General features: G+C 63.5%; 20 protein-coding genes and 2 tRNA genes. 6 read left to right on the top strand and 16 right to left on the bottom strand.

What is annotated here, in order from left to right:
• Positions 1 to 4: 4 nt before the first annotated feature.
• From BWQ93_RS09600 to BWQ93_RS09575, 6 genes are all read right to left on the bottom strand, one after another.
• Positions 5 to 1,141, bottom strand: coding sequence for a DUF2059 domain-containing protein (locus BWQ93_RS09600; RefSeq protein WP_232314785.1), 1,137 nt, complete (start codon positions 1,139 to 1,141; stop codon positions 5 to 7).
• Between the two features lie 2 nt (positions 1,142 to 1,143).
• Positions 1,144 to 1,908 (bottom strand): hypothetical protein, encoded by a 765-nt coding sequence (locus BWQ93_RS09595; RefSeq protein ID WP_156878195.1) that lies wholly within the window; start codon positions 1,906 to 1,908, stop codon positions 1,144 to 1,146.
• 106 nt (positions 1,909 to 2,014) lie between these two features.
• Positions 2,015 to 3,457 carry an NAD(P)-dependent oxidoreductase gene (locus BWQ93_RS09590; RefSeq protein WP_077030345.1) on the bottom strand — a complete coding sequence of 481 codons (1,443 nt, stop codon included), beginning with the start codon at positions 3,455 to 3,457 and terminating at the stop codon, positions 2,015 to 2,017.
• A gap of 159 nt (positions 3,458 to 3,616) precedes the next feature.
• Positions 3,617 to 4,423 carry an undecaprenyl-diphosphate phosphatase gene (locus BWQ93_RS09585; RefSeq protein ID WP_077030344.1) on the bottom strand — a complete coding sequence of 269 codons (807 nt, stop codon included), beginning with the start codon at positions 4,421 to 4,423 and terminating at the stop codon, positions 3,617 to 3,619.
• Between the two features lie 107 nt (positions 4,424 to 4,530).
• Positions 4,531 to 5,418: a hypothetical protein gene (locus BWQ93_RS09580; RefSeq protein ID WP_077030343.1), complete on the bottom strand. Its 888-nt coding sequence runs from the start codon at positions 5,416 to 5,418 to the stop codon at positions 4,531 to 4,533.
• A 76-nt stretch (positions 5,419 to 5,494) separates the two neighbouring features.
• Positions 5,495 to 6,433, bottom strand: coding sequence for a complex I NDUFA9 subunit family protein (locus tag BWQ93_RS09575; RefSeq protein WP_077032307.1), 939 nt, complete (start codon positions 6,431 to 6,433; stop codon positions 5,495 to 5,497).
• A gap of 197 nt (positions 6,434 to 6,630) precedes the next feature.
• Here BWQ93_RS09575 and BWQ93_RS09570 point away from each other — a divergent pair.
• The 4 genes from BWQ93_RS09570 (at position 6,631) to BWQ93_RS09555 (ending at position 8,917) form a co-directional block, all read left to right on the top strand.
• Positions 6,631 to 6,717, top strand: a tRNA-Leu gene (locus tag BWQ93_RS09570).
• A gap of 177 nt (positions 6,718 to 6,894) precedes the next feature.
• Positions 6,895 to 8,127, top strand: coding sequence for a tyrosine-type recombinase/integrase (locus tag BWQ93_RS09565; protein ID WP_077030342.1), 1,233 nt, complete (start codon positions 6,895 to 6,897; stop codon positions 8,125 to 8,127).
• A 59-nt stretch (positions 8,128 to 8,186) separates the two neighbouring features.
• Positions 8,187 to 8,624 carry a hypothetical protein gene (locus BWQ93_RS09560; protein ID WP_077030341.1) on the top strand — a complete coding sequence of 146 codons (438 nt, stop codon included), beginning with the start codon at positions 8,187 to 8,189 and terminating at the stop codon, positions 8,622 to 8,624.
• Positions 8,624 to 8,917, top strand: coding sequence for a M48 metallopeptidase family protein (locus BWQ93_RS09555; RefSeq protein ID WP_077030340.1), 294 nt, complete (start codon positions 8,624 to 8,626; stop codon positions 8,915 to 8,917). The genes BWQ93_RS09560 and BWQ93_RS09555 overlap by 1 nt, the downstream gene beginning before the upstream one ends.
• 261 nt (positions 8,918 to 9,178) lie before the next feature.
• On the opposite strand, the gene BWQ93_RS09550 is transcribed toward BWQ93_RS09555, so the two are convergent.
• The 6 genes from BWQ93_RS09550 to BWQ93_RS09525 all read right to left on the bottom strand — a co-directional run bounded on the left by BWQ93_RS09550 (position 9,179) and on the right by BWQ93_RS09525 (position 16,261).
• Complete coding sequence (locus BWQ93_RS09550) at positions 9,179 to 11,800, bottom strand: DEAD/DEAH box helicase (RefSeq protein WP_077030339.1); 2,622 nt, start codon at positions 11,798 to 11,800, stop codon at positions 9,179 to 9,181.
• Position 11,801: 1 nt separating this feature from the next.
• Positions 11,802 to 13,622 (bottom strand): site-specific DNA-methyltransferase, encoded by a 1,821-nt coding sequence (locus tag BWQ93_RS09545; RefSeq protein WP_077030338.1) that lies wholly within the window; start codon positions 13,620 to 13,622, stop codon positions 11,802 to 11,804.
• Positions 13,623 to 13,647: 25 nt separating this feature from the next.
• Entirely contained in the window at positions 13,648 to 14,775 is a 1,128-nt protein-coding gene (locus BWQ93_RS09540) for a tyrosine-type recombinase/integrase (RefSeq protein ID WP_077030337.1), read from the bottom strand.
• The gene (locus BWQ93_RS20790) at positions 14,772 to 15,257 is read right to left on the bottom strand and encodes a helix-turn-helix domain-containing protein (RefSeq protein WP_156878194.1); all 486 of its coding nucleotides are present in this window, start codon (positions 15,255 to 15,257) and stop codon (positions 14,772 to 14,774) included. Before BWQ93_RS20790 ends, BWQ93_RS09540 begins: the two co-directional genes overlap by 4 nt.
• 7 nt (positions 15,258 to 15,264) lie before the next feature.
• The gene (locus tag BWQ93_RS09530) at positions 15,265 to 15,432 is read right to left on the bottom strand and encodes a helix-turn-helix domain-containing protein (RefSeq protein WP_077030335.1); all 168 of its coding nucleotides are present in this window, start codon (positions 15,430 to 15,432) and stop codon (positions 15,265 to 15,267) included.
• A 97-nt stretch (positions 15,433 to 15,529) separates the two neighbouring features.
• The gene (locus tag BWQ93_RS09525; protein ID WP_198040508.1) at positions 15,530 to 16,261 is read right to left on the bottom strand and encodes a hypothetical protein; all 732 of its coding nucleotides are present in this window, start codon (positions 16,259 to 16,261) and stop codon (positions 15,530 to 15,532) included.
• A 330-nt stretch (positions 16,262 to 16,591) separates the two neighbouring features.
• Between BWQ93_RS09525 and BWQ93_RS09520 the strand changes: the two genes are divergently transcribed.
• Entirely contained in the window at positions 16,592 to 17,173 is a 582-nt protein-coding gene (locus BWQ93_RS09520) for a TetR/AcrR family transcriptional regulator (RefSeq protein WP_077030333.1), read from the top strand.
• 78 nt (positions 17,174 to 17,251) lie between these two features.
• A complete protein-coding gene (locus BWQ93_RS09515; RefSeq protein ID WP_077030332.1) occupies positions 17,252 to 18,352 on the top strand; it encodes a hypothetical protein in 1,101 nt (366 codons plus the stop codon).
• A gap of 72 nt (positions 18,353 to 18,424) precedes the next feature.
• Here the strand turns inward: BWQ93_RS09515 and BWQ93_RS09510 are convergent, their stop codons facing one another.
• The 4 genes from BWQ93_RS09510 to BWQ93_RS09495 all read right to left on the bottom strand — a co-directional run bounded on the left by BWQ93_RS09510 (position 18,425) and on the right by BWQ93_RS09495 (position 21,243).
• Positions 18,425 to 19,669 carry a tyrosine-type recombinase/integrase gene (locus tag BWQ93_RS09510; RefSeq protein WP_077030331.1) on the bottom strand — a complete coding sequence of 415 codons (1,245 nt, stop codon included), beginning with the start codon at positions 19,667 to 19,669 and terminating at the stop codon, positions 18,425 to 18,427.
• Between the two features lie 196 nt (positions 19,670 to 19,865).
• A tRNA-Thr gene (locus BWQ93_RS09505) sits at positions 19,866 to 19,941 on the bottom strand.
• 118 nt (positions 19,942 to 20,059) lie between these two features.
• Positions 20,060 to 20,917: a copper homeostasis membrane protein CopD gene (gene copD, locus BWQ93_RS09500; RefSeq protein ID WP_232314784.1), complete on the bottom strand. Its 858-nt coding sequence runs from the start codon at positions 20,915 to 20,917 to the stop codon at positions 20,060 to 20,062.
• Between the two features lie 56 nt (positions 20,918 to 20,973).
• The gene (locus BWQ93_RS09495) at positions 20,974 to 21,243 is read right to left on the bottom strand and encodes a copper resistance protein CopC (protein WP_232314783.1); all 270 of its coding nucleotides are present in this window, start codon (positions 21,241 to 21,243) and stop codon (positions 20,974 to 20,976) included.

Here is a 21,243-nt window from a genome sequence, read left to right as displayed (position 1 = left end):
TTGATTATTCGGAGGGCGAGGCGCCCTCTTTTGCGAGACGCTTGCGCGCATTGTCGATCGCGGCCTGCTGGGCCTCCATCGAGCGCCCGAAAATCTCGTTCGATTCCGCCTCGATCGCCTCGACCTTGGCGAGGTCCTCGGCGCTCCAATTCTCGCGCTCGTACCAAGGGCCATAATCGCCCTCGGCCATCGCGGCATCGCTCGCCTCGCCGGCCGCGATCGCAGCTTCGGCGGCATCGGTTGCCTCCATCGCCGCATCGTCGACCGACTTGTAGAGGTCGCGCTGGTCCTTAAGCGTCTGGACGTCGACCTGGAGCAGCCCTGCAAGCTTGGTCAGCTCGGCGTCGCTGAGGTCGGTCAGCTGCTTTTCCTTCGGCAGGTCCTTGAACTTGCCTTCCAGTTCGGGGGCGCGGTCGACCCATTTGTCGATCATCGGCGGCACCGAGCGGATGATCGCCAGCATCACCTCGGGATCGGCCTGCAGCGCCATCCATTCATTGGCATAGGCGCTGCCCGCCGGGGTCGCGAAAAAGGCGTTCATCTGCGTGAGCTGGTCGGCGCTGAACTTGCGCGCGAAGGCGGCGGCCATGCCGTCGCGCATCGGCACCTCGAGGTCGCGGAGCACCTCGCTCATGATCGGTTTGACGTTCGCCATGATCTGCTCTTCGCGCGCCTTGCGCTGCGGGTCGAAGATGTCGGCGATCTTTTCGCGGGTCGCGTCGTCGAGCGCGGCGATCTTCTCGCTCTCGACCCCGGTCTTGTACGACAGCATCAGGTCGGATACGCCGCCAAACTCACCCAGAAAGCCGCGGAACAGCTTGCCGTAGAGGTTGTCCATCATCTTTTCGAGACTGCCCGTCGGGACCAGCGCGCCGGTGGTCTTTTTCGCCAGCGTCAGCTGCGCGGGCGGGATCGCGGGAAGTTGGTCGACGCCATAGATTTTCTCGATCAACTTGATCGCTTCGTCGATCTCCTTCTGCATCTTGGCCTTGGCCTGCGCCGCCATCTGCTCGCTCGACAGTTCGGCGGGCGCGTCGGTCGCGAGGATCTCGGCCTGCGGGGCTTCCTTTTGCATCGCGAGCGCGGGCGGCGCTGCGACAACGGCGGCGCCGGCGAGCAGGAGCAACTTCATCTTGGTCATGGTCATTCGCCTTTCGTGGCGCTGTCGAACAGCAGCGTGGGTTCAAGCTTGAGATAGGAATCATGGCCGATCAGCGCGGCATAACGGGGCTTCGCGCGGTCGCAGGCGACGGGCTTTTCCGCGCTGAGGAGCGAGACGGTCATCGAATATTTTCGCGTCATTTCGTCGGTCGAGACGCGGTCGCTGAAACGATCGAGCGTGTGGCACATGATGCCGATCACGGCCGAATTGAGGTCGGGGTGGTTCACCACGTCATTGATGGTCGCGAGGGCTTCGGTCGCCAGCACCTGTTCGGCTGCCGTGAACGCGCGTCCGCCGTTTGCGGAGCAAGCGGCCCATTCGGACGCAGCGCGGCTCGTCCTGCGGGCGACGCACTCGATCGACTTGAGCGCCGCGGGATCGGCGGCGAGATCGGTTGCCGCCTTGGCCCGCGCCGGATCGATCGCGGCGCGCAGCCGGGCGGCGAGGCGCAGCTTGTAGGGCGCGCGCGCGGGCGTACCGAATTCGGTGATGGCATCGGCCGTGTCGGCGGCTGCCCAGCCCTTGAGCTCGGGATCATCTTTCAGGATCGAGCCGATGTGATCGATCAGCAGGAGGCGGGCCTGGAACTCCGGCAGCGTGTCCATCGCCTGGCCGTCGTAATAGGCTTGGAAAAGGGCGTCATGGACGTCCGGCCCGCCCTGTTGTGCCGCGGCGGACACAGGCAGGGCGAAGGGCAAAAGCGCGAGGGAGAGGATTCGCGCAACAAGGGAGGGGGCAGCCATCATGGGGTCGTCTTTCGGTCCGTCGGGACGATCGTCCCGGTCAGGCGCGACCCCGCGCCGACGCTAAAAGATCGCGCCCCGATTGCAACGACTTTGCGGCCGCGGGACATCATGCCGCCTGGCGTTCGCCCGCGGCCTTGGCCTTCAGCCATTTCGCCATCTGCTCGCTGACGTCGCGGCCGTCGCGGATGCCCCAGACGACCAGGCTGGCGCCGCGCACGATGTCGCCCGCGGCGAAGACGCCGGGCAGGCTGGTCATCATCGTCTGGTGATCGACGCGCAATGTGCCCCAGCGCGTGACGCTGAGGTCGGGGGCGCCGAACAGGTGCGGCAGTTCCTCGGGGTCGAAGCCCAGCGCCTTGATCACCATGTCGGCGGGCAGGTCGAACTTGCGCGCGGGGTCGGCTTCGGGGCTGCGGCGGCCGCTGGCGTCGGGCGCGCCGAGGCGCATGCCGGCGACCGCGACTTCCTTGACGCGGCGCGTCGCGGTGAAGCCTTCGGGCGCGGCGAGCCAGACGAATTCGACGCCTTCCTCCTCGGCATTGGCGACCTCGCGCTGCGAGCCCGGCATATTGTCGCGGTCGCGGCGATAGAGGCATTTGACCGAGCGCGCGCCCTGGCGCACCGCGGTGCGCACGCAGTCCATCGCGGTGTCGCCGCCGCCGACGACGACGACATGCTTGCCCATCGCGTTGAGGCGGCCGTCCTCGAATGCGGCGACCTCGTCGCCGAAGCCCTTGCGGTTCGAGGCGATCAGATAGTCGAGCGCGGCAACGACGCCCTCGGCTTCGTTGCCGGGGACGTTGATCTCGCGCGGCTTGTAGACGCCCGTCGCGATCAGCAGCGCGTCATGCTTCTGGCGGAGTTCGTCGAGCGTCGCGTCGGCGCCGACCTCGAAACCCAGATGGAAATGGATACCGGCGTCGGCGAGCCGCTCGATGCGGCGCATCACGACATCCTTTTCGAGCTTGAAGCCGGGGATGCCATAAGTGAGCAGCCCGCCCGCGCGGTCGTGGCGGTCGTAGACATGGACCTCGTGCCCCGCGACGCGGAGATATTCGGCCGCGGTCAGGCCCGCGGGGCCGGCGCCGACGATGCCGACCGACTGGCCCGTCGGCTTGCCGACATGGACGGGCTCGACCCAGCCCTCGGCCCAGGCCGTGTCGGTGATATATTTCTCGACGCTGCCGATCGTCACCGCGCCATGGCCCGAAAATTCGATCACGCAATTGCCTTCGCAGAGGCGATCCTGCGGGCAGATGCGGCCGCAGATCTCGGGCATGGTCGAGGTCGCGTTGCTCAGTTCATAGGCTTCGCGGAGGCGGCCTTCCGCCGTCAGCCGCAGCCAGTCTGGGATATGGTTGTGCAGCGGACAATGCACCGAGCAATAGGGCACGCCGCATTGCGAGCAGCGCGCGGCCTGTTCGTCGGCGTCGGGCGCGGCGTAGCGCTCGGCGATTTCGCGAAAATCCTGCGCGCGCTCTTCGGCCGAGCGCTTGTCGGGATAATTCTGGTCACGCTCCACGAAGCGGAGCATGCGATCTGCAGCCATGAGTTTTTCCCCTTCTCGCGAAGGCGAATGGCGGGCCAAAACCCCGTTGTCACGGACGAAATCGCGATTAGGTCAGCATATCTGACCTTAAATCACGGGTGATTCGGAAGGGAATCGTCTCTCGCGCAACTATGTTTCGCAATTGGTAAAATATCGGCCCTATCTCATGCCCTGCCACACGAGCGCGGCGGCACCGAGAATGATTCGGTACCAAGCAAAAGGCGCGAAACCGAAACGGCCGACGATCGCGACAAAAGCCTTCACGACCGCCAAAGCGACGACGAAGGCGACCGCCAGTCCGATGCCGATCGCCTGCATGTCGTCGAGGCTCAGCAGGTCGCGATCCTTGAACAGCGAATAGGCGGTGGCGCCCATCATCGTCGGTACCGCGAGGAAGAAGCTGAACTCGGCCGCGGTCTTGCGTTCGACCCCCATCAGCAGCGCGCCCATGATCGTCGCGCCCGACCGGCTGACCCCCGGGATCATTGCGATGCATTGCATCACACCGATCGCCACGGCGGTGCCCAGCGGCATGGCCTCGACGGTTTCGACCTTCACGACCTTGACCATCCGTTCGATGGCGAGGATCACGACCCCGCCGACAATCAGCGCGACCGCGACGGTGGTCGGGGACTGGAGCAGCGCGCGGATCCCTTCATAAGCGACGGCGCCGATCAGCATGGCCGGCAAGAAGCCGATCAGGATATTGCGCGTGAACGCGATCGCGTCGCGGTCGCGGCGCAAAAGGCCCATGGCGACGTTCCAGAAGCGCTGGCGATAGGCGACCAGAACCGCAAGGATCGCGCCGAGTTGGATGGCGATCTTGAACGCCGCCGACCCTTCGCCGGTGAAGCCCAGCAGTTCGGCGGCGAGGATCAGATGGCCGGTCGACGAGACCGGCAGGAATTCGGTCAGCCCCTCGATGATGCCGAGGATGAGGGCGTGCAGCAAATGGGTGGCGGTCATGAAAATCCTGTACTGGAGCGGGGACCGGAAACGAAAGGGCGCCCGACATCAGCCGGGCGCCCCTGTCCTGTCACCGACTACGCAGCCGGATGCGTTTTTTCCAGCGGCTATTTGAACCGCGCGTCGCAGGCTTTCAGCACATTGGCCGGCGGGCCGAGGTCGAGCGCCTGCTGGATCAGCTTGTCGGGGCTGGTTGCCAGCGCGATGTCGGGCATCTTGCTGCCATCCTGCATCCGCTTCGCGACCGCCTTGGCCATCGTGCCTTCGTCGCCGTCGAGGCCGCCCATCAGCCCGGCGTTGAAGCTGCATGCGGCGACCGCCTGGCCCTCGTCCGTCGGCAGGGTCACCGCGCCGTTCGCCGCGGCCTTGGGATATTCCTTGACGCAGGCGTCGGTTAGGGGCCCCACCGCGCCCGAGGTCACCGCCCATTCGATATGCTTGAGCATATTGTTCTGCGCCCCCGCAATGCCGCCGTCCTTCGCCGCGACGAGCAGGAAATAGGAGGATTGCGGGTTCTTCATCACCAGCTTCTGCACGTCGGCGGGCGTCTTGGCGCCCTCGCCGAGCGATGCCGCCACCGCGACCGCGGCGCAGGCCGCGGGGCGTTCCGCCGCCTCGGGCAATTTGGGCAGCGGCTCGGGATCGCCGAGCGCATAGGCGGCCTTGCACTGGTTCAGCGTCCCGATCCAGTTGCCGCCGGCCAGCGTCGCCTCGATATCGCCGAGCAACGCCTTGCCCTTGGCATCGTCGAGCCCCGTCGCGGCAAAGAAGCCGGTTTCGTCGACGATCTTCTGGAGCAGGTCCTGGCGCCGCTTTTCCTCGGCGGGGTTGGCGCTGCCGCCCGCGGCGGTATAGGCGACCGCGGCGCGCCCGCACAAGGTCGCGCGCTCGGCGGCGTCCTTCGGCAATCCATGCAAATCCGCCGGCGTATTGTCGCAGCCGGCCAAAATCAGTGCCACGCTGACCAGCGCGGTCGTTCCCCCGAATTTCATCATGCATTCCCCGCATCGAAAAGATGCGACCCCCGCGCGGGAGGTTAGCAGCTTTTCGGCAGGGCGCCAGTGGGCGCGATCAGCGCGCGGTCAGCTCGGCGAAGCGGCCGTGGCGGCGATATTGCACCAGCCAGCCGTCGGCGACCGCGGCGAGCGAGGTCGGCACGATGCCGAGGTCGGCGAGCGACGCCGCGTCCGGCGCGACGATGTTGTCGCGCTGGAGCATCAGCCATTGGTCCTTGGTGATCGGCGCGCCCGGCGCCCAGCCCAGGCCGGAGGCGAGCGCCGAACCGACGACGTCGGGGATTTCGACGAACAGCGGGCTGCGGCCGGTCGCATCGGCGATCCAGCGCTGGAGTTCGAGCATCGTCAGCACCTGCGGCCCGCCGAGTTCGAAAATCCTGCCCGCGGCGGCATCGCCCAGCGCGGCGAGCACCGCATCGGCGACGTCGCCGACATAGACCGGCTGGAACTTCGCCGCGGGCGCGATCACCGGGACGACCGGCGCCATGCGGATCATGCCGGCGAAACGGTTGATGAACTGGTCCTCGCGCCCGAAGACGATCGAGGGGCGGGCGATCGCGGCTTGCGGAAAGGCGGTGCGGACCGCAGCCTCGCCGTCGCCCTTGCTGCGGCCATATTTGGATTCGGAGGCGCTGTCGGCGCCGATCGCCGAGATGTGGACGAGTGCGCTCACGCCCGCCGCTGCAGCCGCGGCGGCGACATGGCCCGCGCCATCGGCCTGCACCGCGGCCATGTCGTCGAAGCTGCCGACGAGGTTGATCACCGCGTCGCTGCCCTGGAGCGCGCGCGCGACGTTGGCGGCGTCGCGGACGTCGGCAGCGACGAACTGCGTTTGGCCGAGCCCCCCGAGGGGCTTCAGGAACAGGGCCTTGCGCGGTTCGCGCTCGGCGACGCGGACGCGCGCGCCGCGTGCGAGCAGGCGCTGCACGACATAGCGGCCGATAAAACCGCCGCCGCCGAAGACCGTGATCAATTGTCCGTCGAGAGTTTGCATGGCGCCCATCTTTGTCCGATTCCGTCGCGGCGCGGCGCCGCCTGTCGCCCCCATGCCGCGAAGCGCCGCGCCGGGCAAGGGGGCAGGGCAGCGATCGGGCGCGTAAATGCGTGGCCGGGACAGAAAAATCGCCGCGGGGCCTCCGCCGCGGTTGACAAGCTCATCACGCCGCCGCTAAGCGCCCGCTCCTACCCCGTGCCCAGATGGCGGAATTGGTAGACGCACCAGCTTCAGGTGCTGGCGATCGCAAGGTCGTGGAGGTTCGAGTCCTCTTCTGGGCACCATTTCCTTATTCCCCGAAGCCCCCCAGTGCTTGAAAAAGCGGCAGAAATCTGCCATTAATCGTCCCTCTTTGCAGCGGGGTGTGTCATGGCGTTTCTGGATAATCCGTCGGAATTGGGGGCATGGTTGGGGGCATATCGGCCCAAAGGCCCCCAAATCGCAAAAAGTGATGCCCCCAAATGTCGCTGAAGGCCGCAGAAATCAGCGCCTTTCGGGCGAGCGATACCCCCTATAAAAAGGCCGATGCCAAGGGGCTGTATCTCGAGATATTCCCCAACGGCTCCAAGCTGTGGCGTTGGAAGTACCGCTTCGCGGGGAAGGAAAAGCGGCTGGCGCTGGGGGCATGGCCCGACGTGACGCTCGCCAAGGCGCGCCAGCTTTGCGAAGCCGCCCGCGCGACGCTTGCCGACGGCGCCGATCCGGGGCTGGAGCGCAAGCGCGCCAAGGCGACCGCGCGGATCAGCGCTGCCAATACCTTCGCGAGCGTTGCAGCCGAATATATCGACGGCAAAATGGTAGGCGAGGGTCGCGCCGAAACGACGCTCGCCAAGGCGCGCTGGTTTCTCGACCTGTTGCGTCCGGCGGTCGGCGACTTGCCGATCAGCGATGTCGATCCGCAAATGCTGCTCGCCCCGCTGAAACGGCTGGAGGCGCGCGGCAATAAAGAAACGGCAAAAAAGGTGCGATCCTTTGCCAGCCGCGTCTTTCGCTATGGGGTGGCAACCGGGCGCTGCAAGGCCGATCCGGCCGCGCTACTCCAAGGCGCGCTGGTCGCACCGAAGGCACGGCACTATGCCGCCATATTGGAACCGGGGAAGCTGGGCGAGTTGCTGCGCGCGGTGGATGCCTATAACGGCAACCCGATTACACGGCTGGCGCTGCAAATCACGCCGCATGTTTTCGTCCGGCCGGGCGAACTTCGCCATGCCGAATGGTCGGAATTCGATTTGGACGCGGCGGTCTGGCGCATCCCGGCTGGCAAGATGAAGGCGCGGCGCGCGCATAGCGTACCATTGTCGCCGCAGGTGGTCGCGTTGCTGGGCGAGCTGCGCGCCATGACGGGCGGCGGGGGTTACCTCTTTCCGGCGCTCTATAGCCCGCGCCGTCCAATGTCGGAAAACACCATCAACGTGGCCTTGCGCCGCATGGGGTTCGGCAAGGACGAAGCGACCGCGCATGGTTTCCGCGCGACCGCATCGACGCTGCTCAACGAAAGCGGTAAGTGGCAGCCCGACGCCATCGAACGGGCGCTGGCTCATGGCGACAGCGATGCGGTCCGGGGCACGTATTCGCGCGGGCAGTATTGGGAAGAGCGCGTGCGAATGGCAGCTTGGTGGAGCGATTATCTGGACCGGCTGCGCGAAGGCGGGGCGGTGATTCCGTTCGGGCGGGCCGAGTCGAACAAAAAGTGATCAGGCGACCGACCTCGATAAGCAGATTTTCGACCATTTTTTGGAGACCCGCGAAACCAATGCGCGGCTTGCAGAAGGAAGTGGACGAAGATCAAGCCAATGCGCCGATCCTCCAGCCGCTAAAGGACCGCGCCGAACGCATTTTGAAGGACATGGAAAGCCGGAACGTTACCGGGTTGGCCGCGATCGATCTGCTGGGAGCATTGGCGGCAGAAAAAGAGGCACTGATCGCAGAGGCCAAGGCGAGCGGCCTTTCTGCCGACGCATTCGGCGTCATGATCGCGCTGCGCGACGACCCCGCGCTGACTGGCGGCGACATCGACGTGCGGCAAGTCGCGGGACTAATCGATGAGCTTCGCGCGCGCTATCCCAACGCCTTGCTCAATGATGATGAACGCAGGCGATTGCGCGGCGCGCTTTATCTGCCGCTTCTCGACCTAAGTGACGAGGACCGGACGCGGATCGTGGACTTGATCATGCGGTCGCTGCTGTCGTGATGCAGGAAGGCGGCGCGATCGACCTCAAGATGCGCGTTATTCGATGGTCGGTAAAGTTGAAGGTCAATCCGCGAATAGTGCGGGTTTACCCCATGCGGCGCAAATGGGGATCATGTTCGTCGGCTGGTGTAATTACGCTGGCAATGGACCTGGCCGACCGAGAACCCGAGTTCAGAGACTTCGTGATTGCGCACGAATTGCTTCACCTACGCTACCCGCATCATAGCCGCCTTTTCAAAGCGATAATGACGATGCACATACCAAACTGGCGAAAGCGAGACGCCCAGCGCTAAGCGAGCGAGATTCGGGGATATGTTGGGACCGGGGTATAGCGTGGGTCGGGCCGTTCTTCCTGCCCAAAGCCACCCAAACAGGACCCAAAGAACGTCCCACGCGAAAGCCCCTTTGGCCTTACGTCCCGGATTTCTCTGCTGAAGGTAGTGGTGCTTACAGGACTAGACTTGTGAACTTAAGTAATTGACTTTGCGTGAATAGTTTTGACGCAGAGGTGCCCGTACCCCCAAATGTACCCCCACCGCTCGAAATTAATTTCGCTAGCCACCCCGAATGAGCGCCGGAAATTGGGCGTCCAGATCGTCGAACATGACGACGGCCGCGCCAAAGGTGAACGGCTCGGCCAAGTCCAGTTGCGCGCCGCCGCGCGCATCCCGGCCGAACGCGGCAGTCAGGGACGCGAGCAATGCCCGCTTATATTCGGTGTCGTGATTCCCGGCGAGCTGTTCGCCCTTGGTTTCCATCACAACGACGCGTTCGCTCTCCGCTTCGTCGCGCGCGGCCGCGATCAGGAAGTCGGGATAGACGTTGCCGCGCCGCCAGCCGCGCAAGCCATAGTTGCCGCGCGTTGATCCGTTCCGGTGCCACCAGCGCACCGCGTCATAGCGGTCGAGATAGACGGCGACGCTTTGTTCCGCGTCGTTCAGATCGGCCCGGTAGATCGGCAGGAACAGGCTGCGCTCCAGCGGCCCGCCATTCGATGCGGTCAATTGGGGGGCGCCCTCGGCCTGCGCCGTCGCGATCGTGGCGGGCGCGCGCCAGTCGCGGTCGTCGCCACGCAACGCAAATTGCACCGCGCCGCTTTCCAGCCCCGCCGCGAATAGCGCCGCCGACTGGTTATCGCGTTCGGTAGCCAGCAACTTGCGCAATTCTTCGATGATGAAGGAAGCGTGGCGCCCGATGGCGGCGTCGGTCCAGCCCAGCCCCCGCAGCTTACCGACAAGCGCGTCGATCAGTCCCCAAGCGGTAAAGCTGTTCGGCACAATGTCGGCGATCGAACGCACCGCATAAGCCGCGTCGAATGCGGCGTCGCCGATGATCGCAGAAGCCTGTTCCGATTCGACGCCCGCATCGCCTGCGCGCAACCGAACAAGTTGATGATCGCTAGCGGGTCGATCCTTGGGCAGCGTCGCCGCCAATGCGCCCAGATCGACCAGCCCCCAATCGACATACGGGAACAGATCGGTCTCAGCGTCCAGCGGGCGCGCCGCGCCCTCTCCCTCAAGAAACAGCACCTGCGGCAGGGCAATCGCGGCTGCCCTGAATTCCGGCCGCCGGTAGATTGTTCGCGCCGCGCCGCCTGTCGCACCGGCGCCCGATGCCAGCATCACGTCGATCGCCAGATCGCCCAGCCCGTCGCCCTGAAGCCCGCGCTTGATCGCGTCCACCGTCGCTCGCGTGTCGGCGCGGTGCGCGAACACATAGCATTCGTCGAGCGCGTCCACGCCGGTCTTGGTCGCGTGCGGCTGGCGAAGGATGCGCCCGACAAGCTGCGTCATCGCGCCTTCGTTGCCGTTCGCTGCGAGCGCGCAAAGCACATAGGCAAAGGGACAATCCCACCCTTCCGCCAGCGCCGCCTTGGTGATGATCGCGCGAACCCGGCATTGCGGGCTTAGCAGGTCGCGGTTCTCCGGCTTGTCCAGATCATTGGTTTCGGCGGTCTTAAACGCGATTTCGTCGTCGTCGAGCTGCGCCACCGCTTTCAGCCAGTCGCGCGCGTCGTTTGCATGAATGAAGCCCGCGTCAGCCTGTTCCGCGCCGGTGCGTTCGACCTGAATCAACAGGATCGGCCGGATATAGCGCCCGCCATCGCCCTGATAGGCGCGCGCGGTGCGGTCCAGCGCCTCCAGTTGCTCCCATGCCTTGGCCAGCGTCGCCTGCCATTCGGTGCCCGGCATAGGGGCGACATTCATGGGCATTTTGATCATGCCCTCGCGCTCCAGTTCGCGCCCGGTGATCTCGACAAGGATATTCGCGGCCCGGCCTTCGCGCGCGGGCGCCGTGCGGGTCGCGGCACGCGCCGCAACGTCCTTGGGCGTCGCGGTCAGTTCCAGCACCAGCGAAGGGTTGAAACCATAAAGCGTGCGATAGGCCAGGTCACTGACCGCGCGCTGGCCTTCGTCCATGATGACAACCGGCCGGATGATCCGCATCGCGTTGCCCATGCTCGATTTGACCATCGGCCAAGCCGAGATGCCGTCGCCCAGATCATAGGTCGAAAGATTAGGCACTGCGTCTAGCAACGCCTTGTGCGCCGCTTGCTCGCCTTCGCCGGGGACGAAACCATGCACGTCGCCCCGGTCGCGGAACAGGCGAAGGCTGTCCTGATTTTCGCGGTTAGACGATTGCAGCATCAACACCATGACGCACAGGTTCGCCGCGACGTCCTGGCGGTTCAGCGTGTCACCCTTTTCCAAGATGACGACGCGCCCCGCCGCCGCGCGGTCGAGCGTCTGGCGATAGGCATGGTCGCGGTCGCGCAGCGCCTTCAGCGTCTGGCTATAGATCGCCTCATTGGGCACGATCCACAGCACCATGCCCGTATTCGCCGCCATATAGCGGCCAAAGATGCGCGACAGCGCAGCGCACGCCAGATAGGTCTTGCCGCCGCCCGTCGGCACTTTCAGCGTCGCATTGGGCACCGGCCGACCGTCGCCCGACTGGCGCGGCGCATAGGGGCGTCCACCCGGCACCCCCTTGTCCGCCGCCAGCCGCGCCCAAGCGTCGGCGGCAAAGTCGGGGATGATTTGCTTCAGGTTCGGTTTGCTTGCGAACAGGGCCGCTATTTCGTCGGCCTCGGCCTTTTCCTTCGCCAGCCGTTCCAGCCAGTCGTCGAGCGCTCGCAACGCCCGCGCCTGATAATCCAGTTCGCGAAATGCCATGTCAGGCGGTTTCCAGCCGATAGAGCGCAAACGGCAGCGGCGCATATTCGACGTCCAGCCCTTCGCGAGCGAGCAACTCGCGCGACACGAATTTGGCGGGCGCAAAGACAAGATGATTGCCCGGCGTCGTCGCGGCAATCGCCCGCGCCTTGCTCAGCGACAACGCCGCCTCGCCCGATTTCAGCCAGTCCAGATCGTCGCGATAGAACAGCCAATAGGTCCGCCCCGCGAATTCGCCCAGCCGCATCGCGCCCTCGCCGATATCGGGCGCGGGCGCCATCGCGGCCGGATCGAACGGCTGCGCGGTCGCGGTATGCCACAACAGCCCCGCCATCGCGTCGAGTGACGGCAAAGCTTCGCCCGAAAGGATCGCGTCCATTTCGATCGGGGCGCCCAGCGTGCAATAGGTGAAGGCGCCGCCCAACCCCGGCGTTGTTTCGGCAACGTCGCGTTCGCCGGTGACGATCAGTGCGCCATCCTTCACCGTCGATTTGATGCGATCATATTTGGGGCCGTCGAGGGTTTCGATGCCCTGCACCTTTTCCAGCAAGGCGTTAGCGTTGCGGAGCTTGGAAAAGGTCAGGGGCTCGCGCAGCAGTTCCTCCCGCTGCGTCCCCGTGAAACTGTAGCCGTTAATGACGCGGCGCACTCGTTCGGCGGTTAGCGTGTCGGCGTAATCTTCGCCCTCAACCAAAATGAAGTGCCGATTGCCGCCGTCGCGGGCGTTGGCGGCGAGGACCGCGTGGGCCGTTGTGCCGGACCCTGAAAAGGAATCTAGGACAACGGGATTTCCTTCTGCCCTCACCGCCAGCGCCAGCACTCGGTCGATCAAGCGGGTAGGCTTTGGAGTGATGAATACGTCATCCCTATCCGAGAATATTTGCAGCAATTCCCTCTTGGCTTCCTGAGTGTGACCAACCTCGCTCCAATGCCAAAGCGTCTGCGGCACCCGCCCTTCGCGGACCTCGCTAAGAAAGATTTTTGGAGCGGGAACATTGTTTCCGTCCTCGCCCCACCAAATTCGATTGTCTGCGTCTAAGGATCGTAACTTCTCTTCCGAGACGCGCCAATAGGACCCCTGCGGCGGACCCGGAATAACCCGTCCCGATGGGCACGTGATTGAATAAGTCCCTTTGCTGTAATAATTTCTCGCAGCAAGATTGTTTGGGCGCCACCGGCCGCGAGGATCGTTGTCAGGATTGCGATAAACCTCGTCTTGCGCCCCTGTTCGAGCTAATAAGTTAGGAAGCCAAAGGTCGATTTTTTTCGCGTAGACGAGTAGGTAATCGTGGTCAGATGAGAAATACTGCACTGTCGCCTTTGGGGCGTAGTTCTTGTGCCAAATGACGGTGTCAACAAAGTTAGATGCGCCAAAGATTTCATCGAGAATACAACGCGCGTGCTGAATCTCATTCTCGTCCAAAGTCATCCAGAAACTGCCATTCTCAGCCAGCAGTTCATGCAGCAACTTTAGGCGGGGCCACATCATGCACGCCCATTTGTCGTGCCGTAGCCCGTCTTCCAGGCCGATGGGATTGCCCGAAAGCCATTCGCGGATCATCGGCGAATTGACGTTATCGTTATACGCCCAGCCTTCGTTGCCGGTGTTGTAGGGCGGGTCGATAAAGATGCAGTCTACCTTGCCCGCGTGCGTCGGCAGCAACGCCTTCAGCGCGTGCAGATTGTCGCCGTGAATGATCAGATTGCCGTCGAGCGCGGGCGCTCCGATGCCCTTGGCCGCATCGATTTCCAGCGGCCGGAACGGCACCGTCAAATGGTGATTATGGACGAATTCCTTGCCCTTGAATTGCAGTTCCGGCACGCGCGCGCTCCCCTTTGGGGATGGCTTAGCGGCCCGCACCCTTGCCGGGCAAGCCGCCATTTCCCTTCGCCTGAATCGCCGCGATCAGCGCCCGCACATTGGGGTCGTTCAGCACGTCGCCTGCATCGGAGTTTTGGCCCATCGCCCGGATCAATTCCCCCTGCCGATGCACCGGAACGTTGCCATAGCTTGTAAACGTCGTCAGCACGTCGGCGTGGCCCAAGTTTTGAGCCAGCGATTTCATCGTTTCCGGCGACAGGTTTAACGTCATGGCATGGCGCACCAGCATGTCGCGGAACGAATGCGGGTTGTAATAGGGCAGGCCCGCCACCTCGAAAGCGCGGCGGAACACCGCGTTGATCGGCGGCGTCGTGCTCCAGCCGCTGCGCAACAGCCCGGCCGGACGAAAGCCGCCATCCTCGCCTAGCCCCATTTCCGTCGCCGGGAACAGCGGATCGTCGCTCCCCCAATGATGCTCACTCTCCAGCTCGCCAACCCATTCGGTAAACAGCGCCAGCGCGCCGTCATCGATCGGCATTAGGTAAGTACGAAAGGTCTTGGCGAATTTGGTGCGCACGACGCGCGCATCCTGTTCGACATAGCCATCCGCCAGATTGACATGGCCCAAGCGGAACGACGCGAGCGCGCCGACACGCGCCCCGGACAAGGCGGCAAAGGCGACCAGCGCCCGGTCGCGCCGCTCCAGCACCGTTGCCGACGGCATGGCGGACAAAACATGGCGGACCTGCGCCAACGTCGGTACGCGCTTTTCGCGTTTCGCCCGCGCCACGGCGACGTCCTTGTCGGACAGGTTGAAATAGTCGGCGTCGGCATAGGCGATATGCGATTTGTAGCCGGGCAGGTGAGCGAGCCAGAAAAAGAAGGCGCGCAGATCGCGCAGCGTCGAATTCATTGTCGCCTTGCTGATACGCTCGCCCGTGCGGACATTGACCGCCTTTGCCAGCGCCGCCTTGAACGCCTTGGCTTGTTCGCGGTGAAAGCGCTTGAACTCGCGCGCCTTGGTCGATTCCTCAAAGCGCGCCAGCGACTTTGCAACGCCGTCGATCGTCGCGTCGTCGCGGCCCTTCGCTTCCTTCAGATAGGCGAAATATTCCCGTTTGATCCGCTCGTTCGCGGCGCTGTATTTCGTCATTTGATCGTCTGCCTTTCCAAGTCACAATTTAAGGGGGGCGAGGAACAGCCCTTTAATCGTGTTGGTGCCTCCGCCATTTGGACGTCGCAGCCGGGCAGAATCGCCGCCAGCGACGCAAGGCGCGCGCCCCGGTGCATCACCGTTTCGCACGTCGCGCAGATCGCCCGCACGCTGCCCGACGTCGAATTCCTCGGCACATATTCGACCAGCCCCAACGCTGGCGGGCGCGGCTCGCGGCACCGGAAGCAATAAAGCGTTCCTGCCGGGCAGGGCCGCTTGCGACATGCGTTGCGCTTGGTGAGCCATTCGCGCACCGCGCCGCCCGGAAACAGCAGCGGCCGGGCGCGCTCGATCGGCGCCAAGCCCTCGTCCTGCCAATGGCGCACCGTGTTTTTATGCACGCCCAGACAAGCCGCCAGTTCGCCGACGCTGTAGCTCCGATGTAGCTTCACCAAGCGCGGATTGACCCGCTTACCCGACATGGTGCGCTCAAAGGCCGGTGTCGGCGAGGCGCCGGATCGATTCCGTCGTGATGACGCGGCGGCGACCCATTTTTCGGGTCTCCAGCGTTCCCGCGTTGATCAATTGATAAATTGACGTGCGGCCCAGGTTCAAAATCTTGGCGGCGTCATTGACCGATACAAATAGGACGTCCATTTCATGCTCCAGCGATTGTCCGCCGGGATGCCAGCGGATGCGGGAGCGTGATTCGCAGAAAGTTGTACGGCGCGCGGCCTGTATGGCCTAAAAGGCCTCAATCGTCCTTTTTCGACTTTTCGACCATTTCGACCAACCGGCTGGCGCGTCCGCGAATTTGGCTGATAGTGGGAGCGTCGCCCGTTTGTTCGATGAACCATTCGGACATGGCAGCTTCAATCTTGGCTTGCGTGCCCGGCTCGCCTGTCAGCAGGCCGCGTTCCTTTGCGGACGCGCCGACAGCCGCCATCGCGCCTTCCCAATCCCATTTGGGCGGTCGCCCGATCGGTCGCCTCTCTGGCGACGGCCCTAAAGCCCGTTGATCCGACGGGATCAATCGGTGAGTCGGCAAAAGCAATTCGATCTTGTCAATGGGAAGGAACATGCCCCGAAACTCCGCAGTCGAAGTATTACGTTCATATTCCGTCCCAAGCATGTCCTCGATGCCATGAAAAAGATGATCAGGTCTTTCACCCCGTTCTGGAATATAGTCGCAAATAAGATCGCCCTTGTTCCAGTCTATTGTTCCGTAGTGGATAAAACCAAGTTCGGCGAACACAAAGCCCTCGACTGGTTCAATCTCCGTATCATATTCGACGAATGTGTCGGTCCAATTCTTATCTTTGATGGCGTCGGCAATTTCGGGGCTGAATTTTTCTCTGACCGCAGCGTCTCGCTTAGCAGAAGGGGGCTCCAGCATTTTGTCCGGTAAAGCGAGCAAAATCTCGCCTACGCTAACTTCCGACTTCACACGGCCGGACAGAAAATACGGCTGGAGTTCGTCGGTCAAGAACATGGCGTGCAGCATACGCTTCACCCAAGCGTGCGGTGCGCACTGGCTTAGGAAGTCAATTGCCTCGCTTAGCGGTATCATTCGGCGTGCCGACTATTGAGCGTTTCCATGGGCGGATCATCGCACCATTCTTCGCTATGTCCAGATGGGCCTCCGTCCGACCTGTGGCTACCGTCGTTGCTGCCAAACCGCCGAACGTCTGTAATGGGGTGGAAAGCGGACGGTTGCGGTCGGAATGATGTGGTTAGGATGAGCCTGTCAATAGGATGGTAAAGATGCAGGGGAAACAATTTCCCATCTCCTAGTTGTCTGGCTATTCTGGCCTCCATGCTGGTGGATGGAAAGGACGCAGGGGGGCGAAGGCTGTCTACTGCCGACGCAACACGCGCTCGCATTTTGACCTCCGCTCAACACGCGTTTTCCTCGCGGGGTTATGGGGACGTGGGCCTGAGAGCGATTGCCGCGATGGCTGGTTGCGATACGACCCTCATTCAACGCTACTTTGGACCCAAGGAGCGTCTATTCGAGCGTGCGCTGGCAGAGACACTCAATGTAGGGCCACTTCTCGACGGACCTCGCGAGACCTTCGGAGCACGAGCCGCCGCCTTTTTTGGGCGTGAACGCGGCACCGACGTTCAACCCGTCCAAATGCTGATCTTTGCAACGTCCGACCCCACTTCGCGCGCCATCGCACTTCGCCTCATGGAACAGCAGGTTGTGCAGCCAATCGCCGATTGGTTGGGCGGTTCTGATGCGAGGAAACTGGCAGTTCGCATATCAATGATCTGTAGTGGATATTTTTTGTACAGCCGCATACTCAACCTAGAGCCCGAAACCGCTGATGCTGGTGCCATGACAGATCAATGGTTAGCCGAACAACTGCAGATGGTTGTCGAAAGCTCCCACTAGCCACGCTCCCGACATGCGCTTATGTCCACACCTGTGGACACGATTCGTGTGGCGAACAAAGTTGGGGAGAATGCGAAAATGAGAGCCATCGAATTTAACATCGATGTGACGCCCGCTGTCGAACTTGGGGAGGACGCGCACATAGCCGTCACCGTGACGCTGCCCGATCCTTCAACCATGCCATCCCCACCTATCGTTTGCTTCGCCAAACCCGGCGGTGGTTATTCCCGCGGTTATTACACGGTTGATCTACCCGGTCCCGTTCGCGGCGCGCAGGCGGATTGGCACGCACAGCGCGGCTGGATTTTCGTCTCTGTCGATCATCTGGGCGTCGGTGACTCCAGCATCCACGACGCCGCAAAACTCGACTATACGACGACGGCCGCCGCCAATATGGCGGCAGAGACGGAAATATTGCGCCTTCTGGCCGAGGGCGCGTTAGTCGAGGAATTTCCAAAGATTATCGATCCGGTCAAAATCGGTATCGGCCAATCGATGGGAGGCTGTCTGACTATCATCCAGCAGGGACGCTACCACTGTTACGATGGCATTGCAGTGCTCGGCTATTCAGCGGTGCATACTCATCCACCCGTACGCCCTGGGACAGAACCGATTGTCGCGCCATGGCTGCCACGCGACACGCTGCTTCACGGCGCTGTTCCCGTTGTGGTGAACGCGGGGGCCGTCCAGCGCTTCAAAAGCAAGATGGCAATAGGGGGGGATGCCGCTTCAGCGGTAGCCGAGCACCCGATGCTATGGGGATTTCATTTCGCCGACGATTATGATGCCGAAATGAAATCAATCGCCCTGGTCGACCTTGCGCGGTTCTTTCACATCCATGACCCAGCCAGACAAGTGGGCGTCGTCTGCCAACCGTGGGGATCATTAACGACGCCAGGAGCGGTAGCTCAGAGTTGCCTAACGCCAGGAGCGGTTGCGCCTGAGGCTGCTGCAGTCACCGTGCCGGTGCTCGTCGGGATGGGTGAACGAGACACGACAGCGGATGTGCCAGGTGAGCCTCGCGCTTATCGATCATCACCCTCTGTCGACATCTTTGTCTGCCCACGGATGAGTCACATGCATAACTTTGCAGCCACGCGCGGCCTGTTTTGGGAGCGTATCGCTCGATTTGCCGATTGGGCCGCTTTCTACAAGATGAGCAGACAAGGCGCGTCCTAATGAGTGCCGGATATGATGAAGCGCCGCTTACGGTCCGCAATCGGTCGTTAGCGGTCATAGACCGTCGTGCATTCAGGCTCCCGCGCGCAAGGGGATTATCTCGGCGCCATTCCGCAGCGTTTCCAAATGATCGCTCCACCATTGCGCCATTTCAACGCGCTCCGCCCAATGCGCCCCGCGATGATAGGCGGCGCGCACTTGGTCGCGGTCCTTGTGCGCCAGCGCGCGTTCGATGGCGTCCGGCTGCCACTTGCCGCTTTCGTTCAGCAAGGTGCTGGCCATAGCGCGAAAGCCGTGCGCGGTCATTTCGTCGCCGGTGAAGCCCAAGCGGCGAAGCGCGCCGTTGATCGTGTTTTCGGACATTGGGCGGCGCGGCGTGCGAACCGACGGAAAGACAAACTGCCCGTCGCCGGTGAGCGCATGGGCTTCGCGAAGCAACGCCAGCGCCTGTTTCGACAGCGGCACGGCGTGTTCCTGCCGCCCCTTCATCTTGGCGGCGTCGATTTTCCAGACCGCCGCGTCGAAGTCTATTTCGCGCCATTCCGCCTTCCGCAACTCGCCCGGCCGGACAAATACGTGCGGCGACAGTCGCAGCGCGATATGGGTGATGCCCTGACCCTCGTAACCGTCGATCGCGCGCAGCAGCTCACCGACGCGCTTGGGGTCGAGTATTGCCGCCAGATGCTTGGGCTTACGCGACGCCAGCGCGCCTCGCAGATCGCGCGTGGGGTCGGCGGCGACCAACTGGTTTGCGACGCCATAGCGAAAGACGGCGCCGACGAATTCCAGTGTCCGCCGCGCCTTTTCGTGATTCTTCGCGGCCTCATAAGGGCGCACCGCGTCGAGAATATCGATCGGCTTGATTTCGGCGATCGGGCGATTGCCGATGGCACGCGCGACCAGTCCCAAGGTCCATTGCCGTTTCCGCAATGTCGTTTCCGCCAGCCCGTCACGGCGGCATTTCTCGATGAATTTCGTCGCCACGGCGTGAAAGGTGTTGGCGGCGCCAATCTTGGCAGCCCGCTTGTCGCGCTGTTTCTTTTCGGCCGGATCGATGCCGCTGGCGAGTTGCTGGCGCGCGGCGTCGCGCCGCTCGCGTGCCGCCTGTAAGCCGACGTCGGGATAAGCGCCCAGCGCCAGCATCTTTTCGATCCGCTTGGGCTGGCCATCGGCGCCGATGCCATCGACGCGATATTTCCAGCGCCACAACATACCCCCGGATGGCGACACGATAAGGGACAGCCCCTTTTCGTCGGCCAATTTATACGGTTTCGCCTTCGGTTTTGCTGCTTTTATCGCGGTTACCGTCAACGCCATTGGGGGTATCTCCCAATCCGTCACCGGCAATTTGGGGGTATTTTAAACGGCACATTTGCCAAATACCCCCACACATACCCCCTGCGGCATGCGATTGTCGGCGACCAGCCGCGCACATCGGCGACCGTTCCGACTTAATTTTTGGCAGATTTTCGGGGTTTTTGCAACCATTCCCGGCCGTTGGCGAACAGGAAAATGGTGCCGCTTACAGGACTCGAACCTGTGACCCCATCATTACGAATGATGTGCTCTACCAACTGAGCTAAAGCGGCAACGCCGGCGCCTCTAACAGCGAGGCCGGATGATGACAAGCGCCCTCTGGCATTTGTTTGGGCTGCCAGGGGCGAGGGCCATATGGGCCGGATCGGCGAATATGGCGAAAGCGGCCACTCAGGGCTCGAGTTGCCCGAGCGCGGCGACGAGCGCGAGGATCAGCGCCGCAGCGAGGGCTTCGAGCGCGAGGCTGGTGCGGATCGCGCGGGTCGATGCGCCGCCGACGAGCGCCGGGGCGGGCACCAGCCGCCAGCGGTTGAGCGCGGCGAAGCCGAGCATCGCAGCGAAGAGCAGTAATTTGGCGACGAGCAGCTGGCCATAGGCGGACTCGAGGAGTTGCCCGGCCCGGCCGATCCCGACGATCGCCTGCAGATTGACCAGCCCGGTCGCGGCCACGGTGAGCACGCAGAGCGTGCTGACGCGCGCGAACCGGTCGAGGCTGCGCGCGGCGAGGTCGAGCCGTGCTTGCCCGGCGTCGCCCGCCACCGGGCGCAGCAGGATCAGGAAAGCGGCGATCGCGCCGAGCCAGATTCCCGCGGCGATGAAGTGCAGCGCGTCGGCGAGGCGGTGGATCGTGCCGGCGAGGCCCTCGGTCGCGGCGGCGTGGCCCGACCAGACGAGGCTGGCGAGCGCAACCGCTCCCGCCAAGGCCAGAACGCGTATCGCCGCCACCGGGCTCTGGCCGAGCCGCGTCGCAGCGATCGCGGCGACCGCCAGCGCGAACGTGCGTACGATCCACGCCTTGCCGGCGTCGCTCTCGAAAGCCATCGCGGCCGGCATGTCGGAGCCGACATCGGTCACCGCGACGCCCAGCATGTTCGCTGTGAGCACCAGCATGCCGCCGAGCGAGACTAGCAGGGCGAGGCCGCAGAGCCAGGGCTGCGGCGCGGTCAGCCCGGCGACCAGCGCCGCATCTTCGCGCTCGTCGGCACGGAGCGCGTGGAGCAGGAAGGCCGCCAGCCCCATGACGAGCATCAGTCGGCGAAGAGCAGGAACCTGATGCCGGTCATGAGCGGGCCGGCCATGACCACCTATTTCACCGTGAAGGCGAAGTCGCTGCCCTTGCGGTGGGTGTCGGCGCCCGCCGCCGACCATGTCACCCTGTAGGTGCCGGGGGCGAGCGCGCGCTTCGGGATGAGCGTCATCGACTTGCCGTCCTTGCCCAGCGCCGAGCCGATCGCGATCTTCATCGGCGGGTGGTCGGTCATGCCTGGCATGCCGGTCATCACCAGATCGGCGCGTACGGTCGCGGCGATCAGCTTTTCGCTGAATTGGAGTTTGATCGTCGTGACCTTGCCCAC

The sequence above is a fragment of the Sphingopyxis sp. QXT-31 genome (genome assembly GCF_001984035.1).
Taxonomy (GTDB): domain Bacteria; phylum Pseudomonadota; class Alphaproteobacteria; order Sphingomonadales; family Sphingomonadaceae; genus Sphingopyxis.
Note: the sequence above shows the minus strand (reverse complement) of the source record. Positions and strands in the feature narration are given on the sequence as shown.

Bases quoted from the DNA above. Each gene is read 5' to 3' on its own strand.
- copD (WP_232314784.1), bottom strand. From the start codon at position 20,917: ATGCTCGTCATGGGGCTGGCGGCCTTCCTGCTCCACGCGCTCCGTGCC.
- BWQ93_RS09530 (WP_077030335.1), bottom strand. From the start codon at position 15,432: ATGGACGTCCTATTTGTATCGGTCAATGACGCCGCCAAGATTTTGAAC.
- BWQ93_RS09550 (WP_077030339.1), bottom strand. From the start codon at position 11,800: ATGGCATTTCGCGAACTGGATTATCAGGCGCGGGCGTTGCGAGCGCTC.
- BWQ93_RS09520 (WP_077030333.1), top strand. From the start codon at position 16,592: ATGCTGGTGGATGGAAAGGACGCAGGGGGGCGAAGGCTGTCTACTGCC.
- BWQ93_RS09595 (WP_156878195.1), bottom strand. From the start codon at position 1,908: ATGATGGCTGCCCCCTCCCTTGTTGCGCGAATCCTCTCCCTCGCGCTT.
- BWQ93_RS09555 (WP_077030340.1), top strand. From the start codon at position 8,624: ATGCAGGAAGGCGGCGCGATCGACCTCAAGATGCGCGTTATTCGATGG.
- BWQ93_RS09540 (WP_077030337.1), bottom strand. From the start codon at position 14,775: ATGACGAAATACAGCGCCGCGAACGAGCGGATCAAACGGGAATATTTC.
- BWQ93_RS09600 (WP_232314785.1), bottom strand. From the start codon at position 1,141: ATGACCAAGATGAAGTTGCTCCTGCTCGCCGGCGCCGCCGTTGTCGCA.
- BWQ93_RS09580 (WP_077030343.1), bottom strand. From the start codon at position 5,418: ATGATGAAATTCGGGGGAACGACCGCGCTGGTCAGCGTGGCACTGATT.
- BWQ93_RS09515 (WP_077030332.1), top strand. From the start codon at position 17,252: ATGAGAGCCATCGAATTTAACATCGATGTGACGCCCGCTGTCGAACTT.
- BWQ93_RS20790 (WP_156878194.1), bottom strand. From the start codon at position 15,257: ATGTCGGGTAAGCGGGTCAATCCGCGCTTGGTGAAGCTACATCGGAGC.
- BWQ93_RS09575 (WP_077032307.1), bottom strand. From the start codon at position 6,433: ATGCAAACTCTCGACGGACAATTGATCACGGTCTTCGGCGGCGGCGGT.
- BWQ93_RS09565 (WP_077030342.1), top strand. From the start codon at position 6,895: ATGTCGCTGAAGGCCGCAGAAATCAGCGCCTTTCGGGCGAGCGATACC.
- BWQ93_RS09560 (WP_077030341.1), top strand. From the start codon at position 8,187: ATGCGCGGCTTGCAGAAGGAAGTGGACGAAGATCAAGCCAATGCGCCG.
- BWQ93_RS09590 (WP_077030345.1), bottom strand. From the start codon at position 3,457: ATGGCTGCAGATCGCATGCTCCGCTTCGTGGAGCGTGACCAGAATTAT.
- BWQ93_RS09510 (WP_077030331.1), bottom strand. From the start codon at position 19,669: ATGGCGTTGACGGTAACCGCGATAAAAGCAGCAAAACCGAAGGCGAAA.
- BWQ93_RS09585 (WP_077030344.1), bottom strand. From the start codon at position 4,423: ATGACCGCCACCCATTTGCTGCACGCCCTCATCCTCGGCATCATCGAG.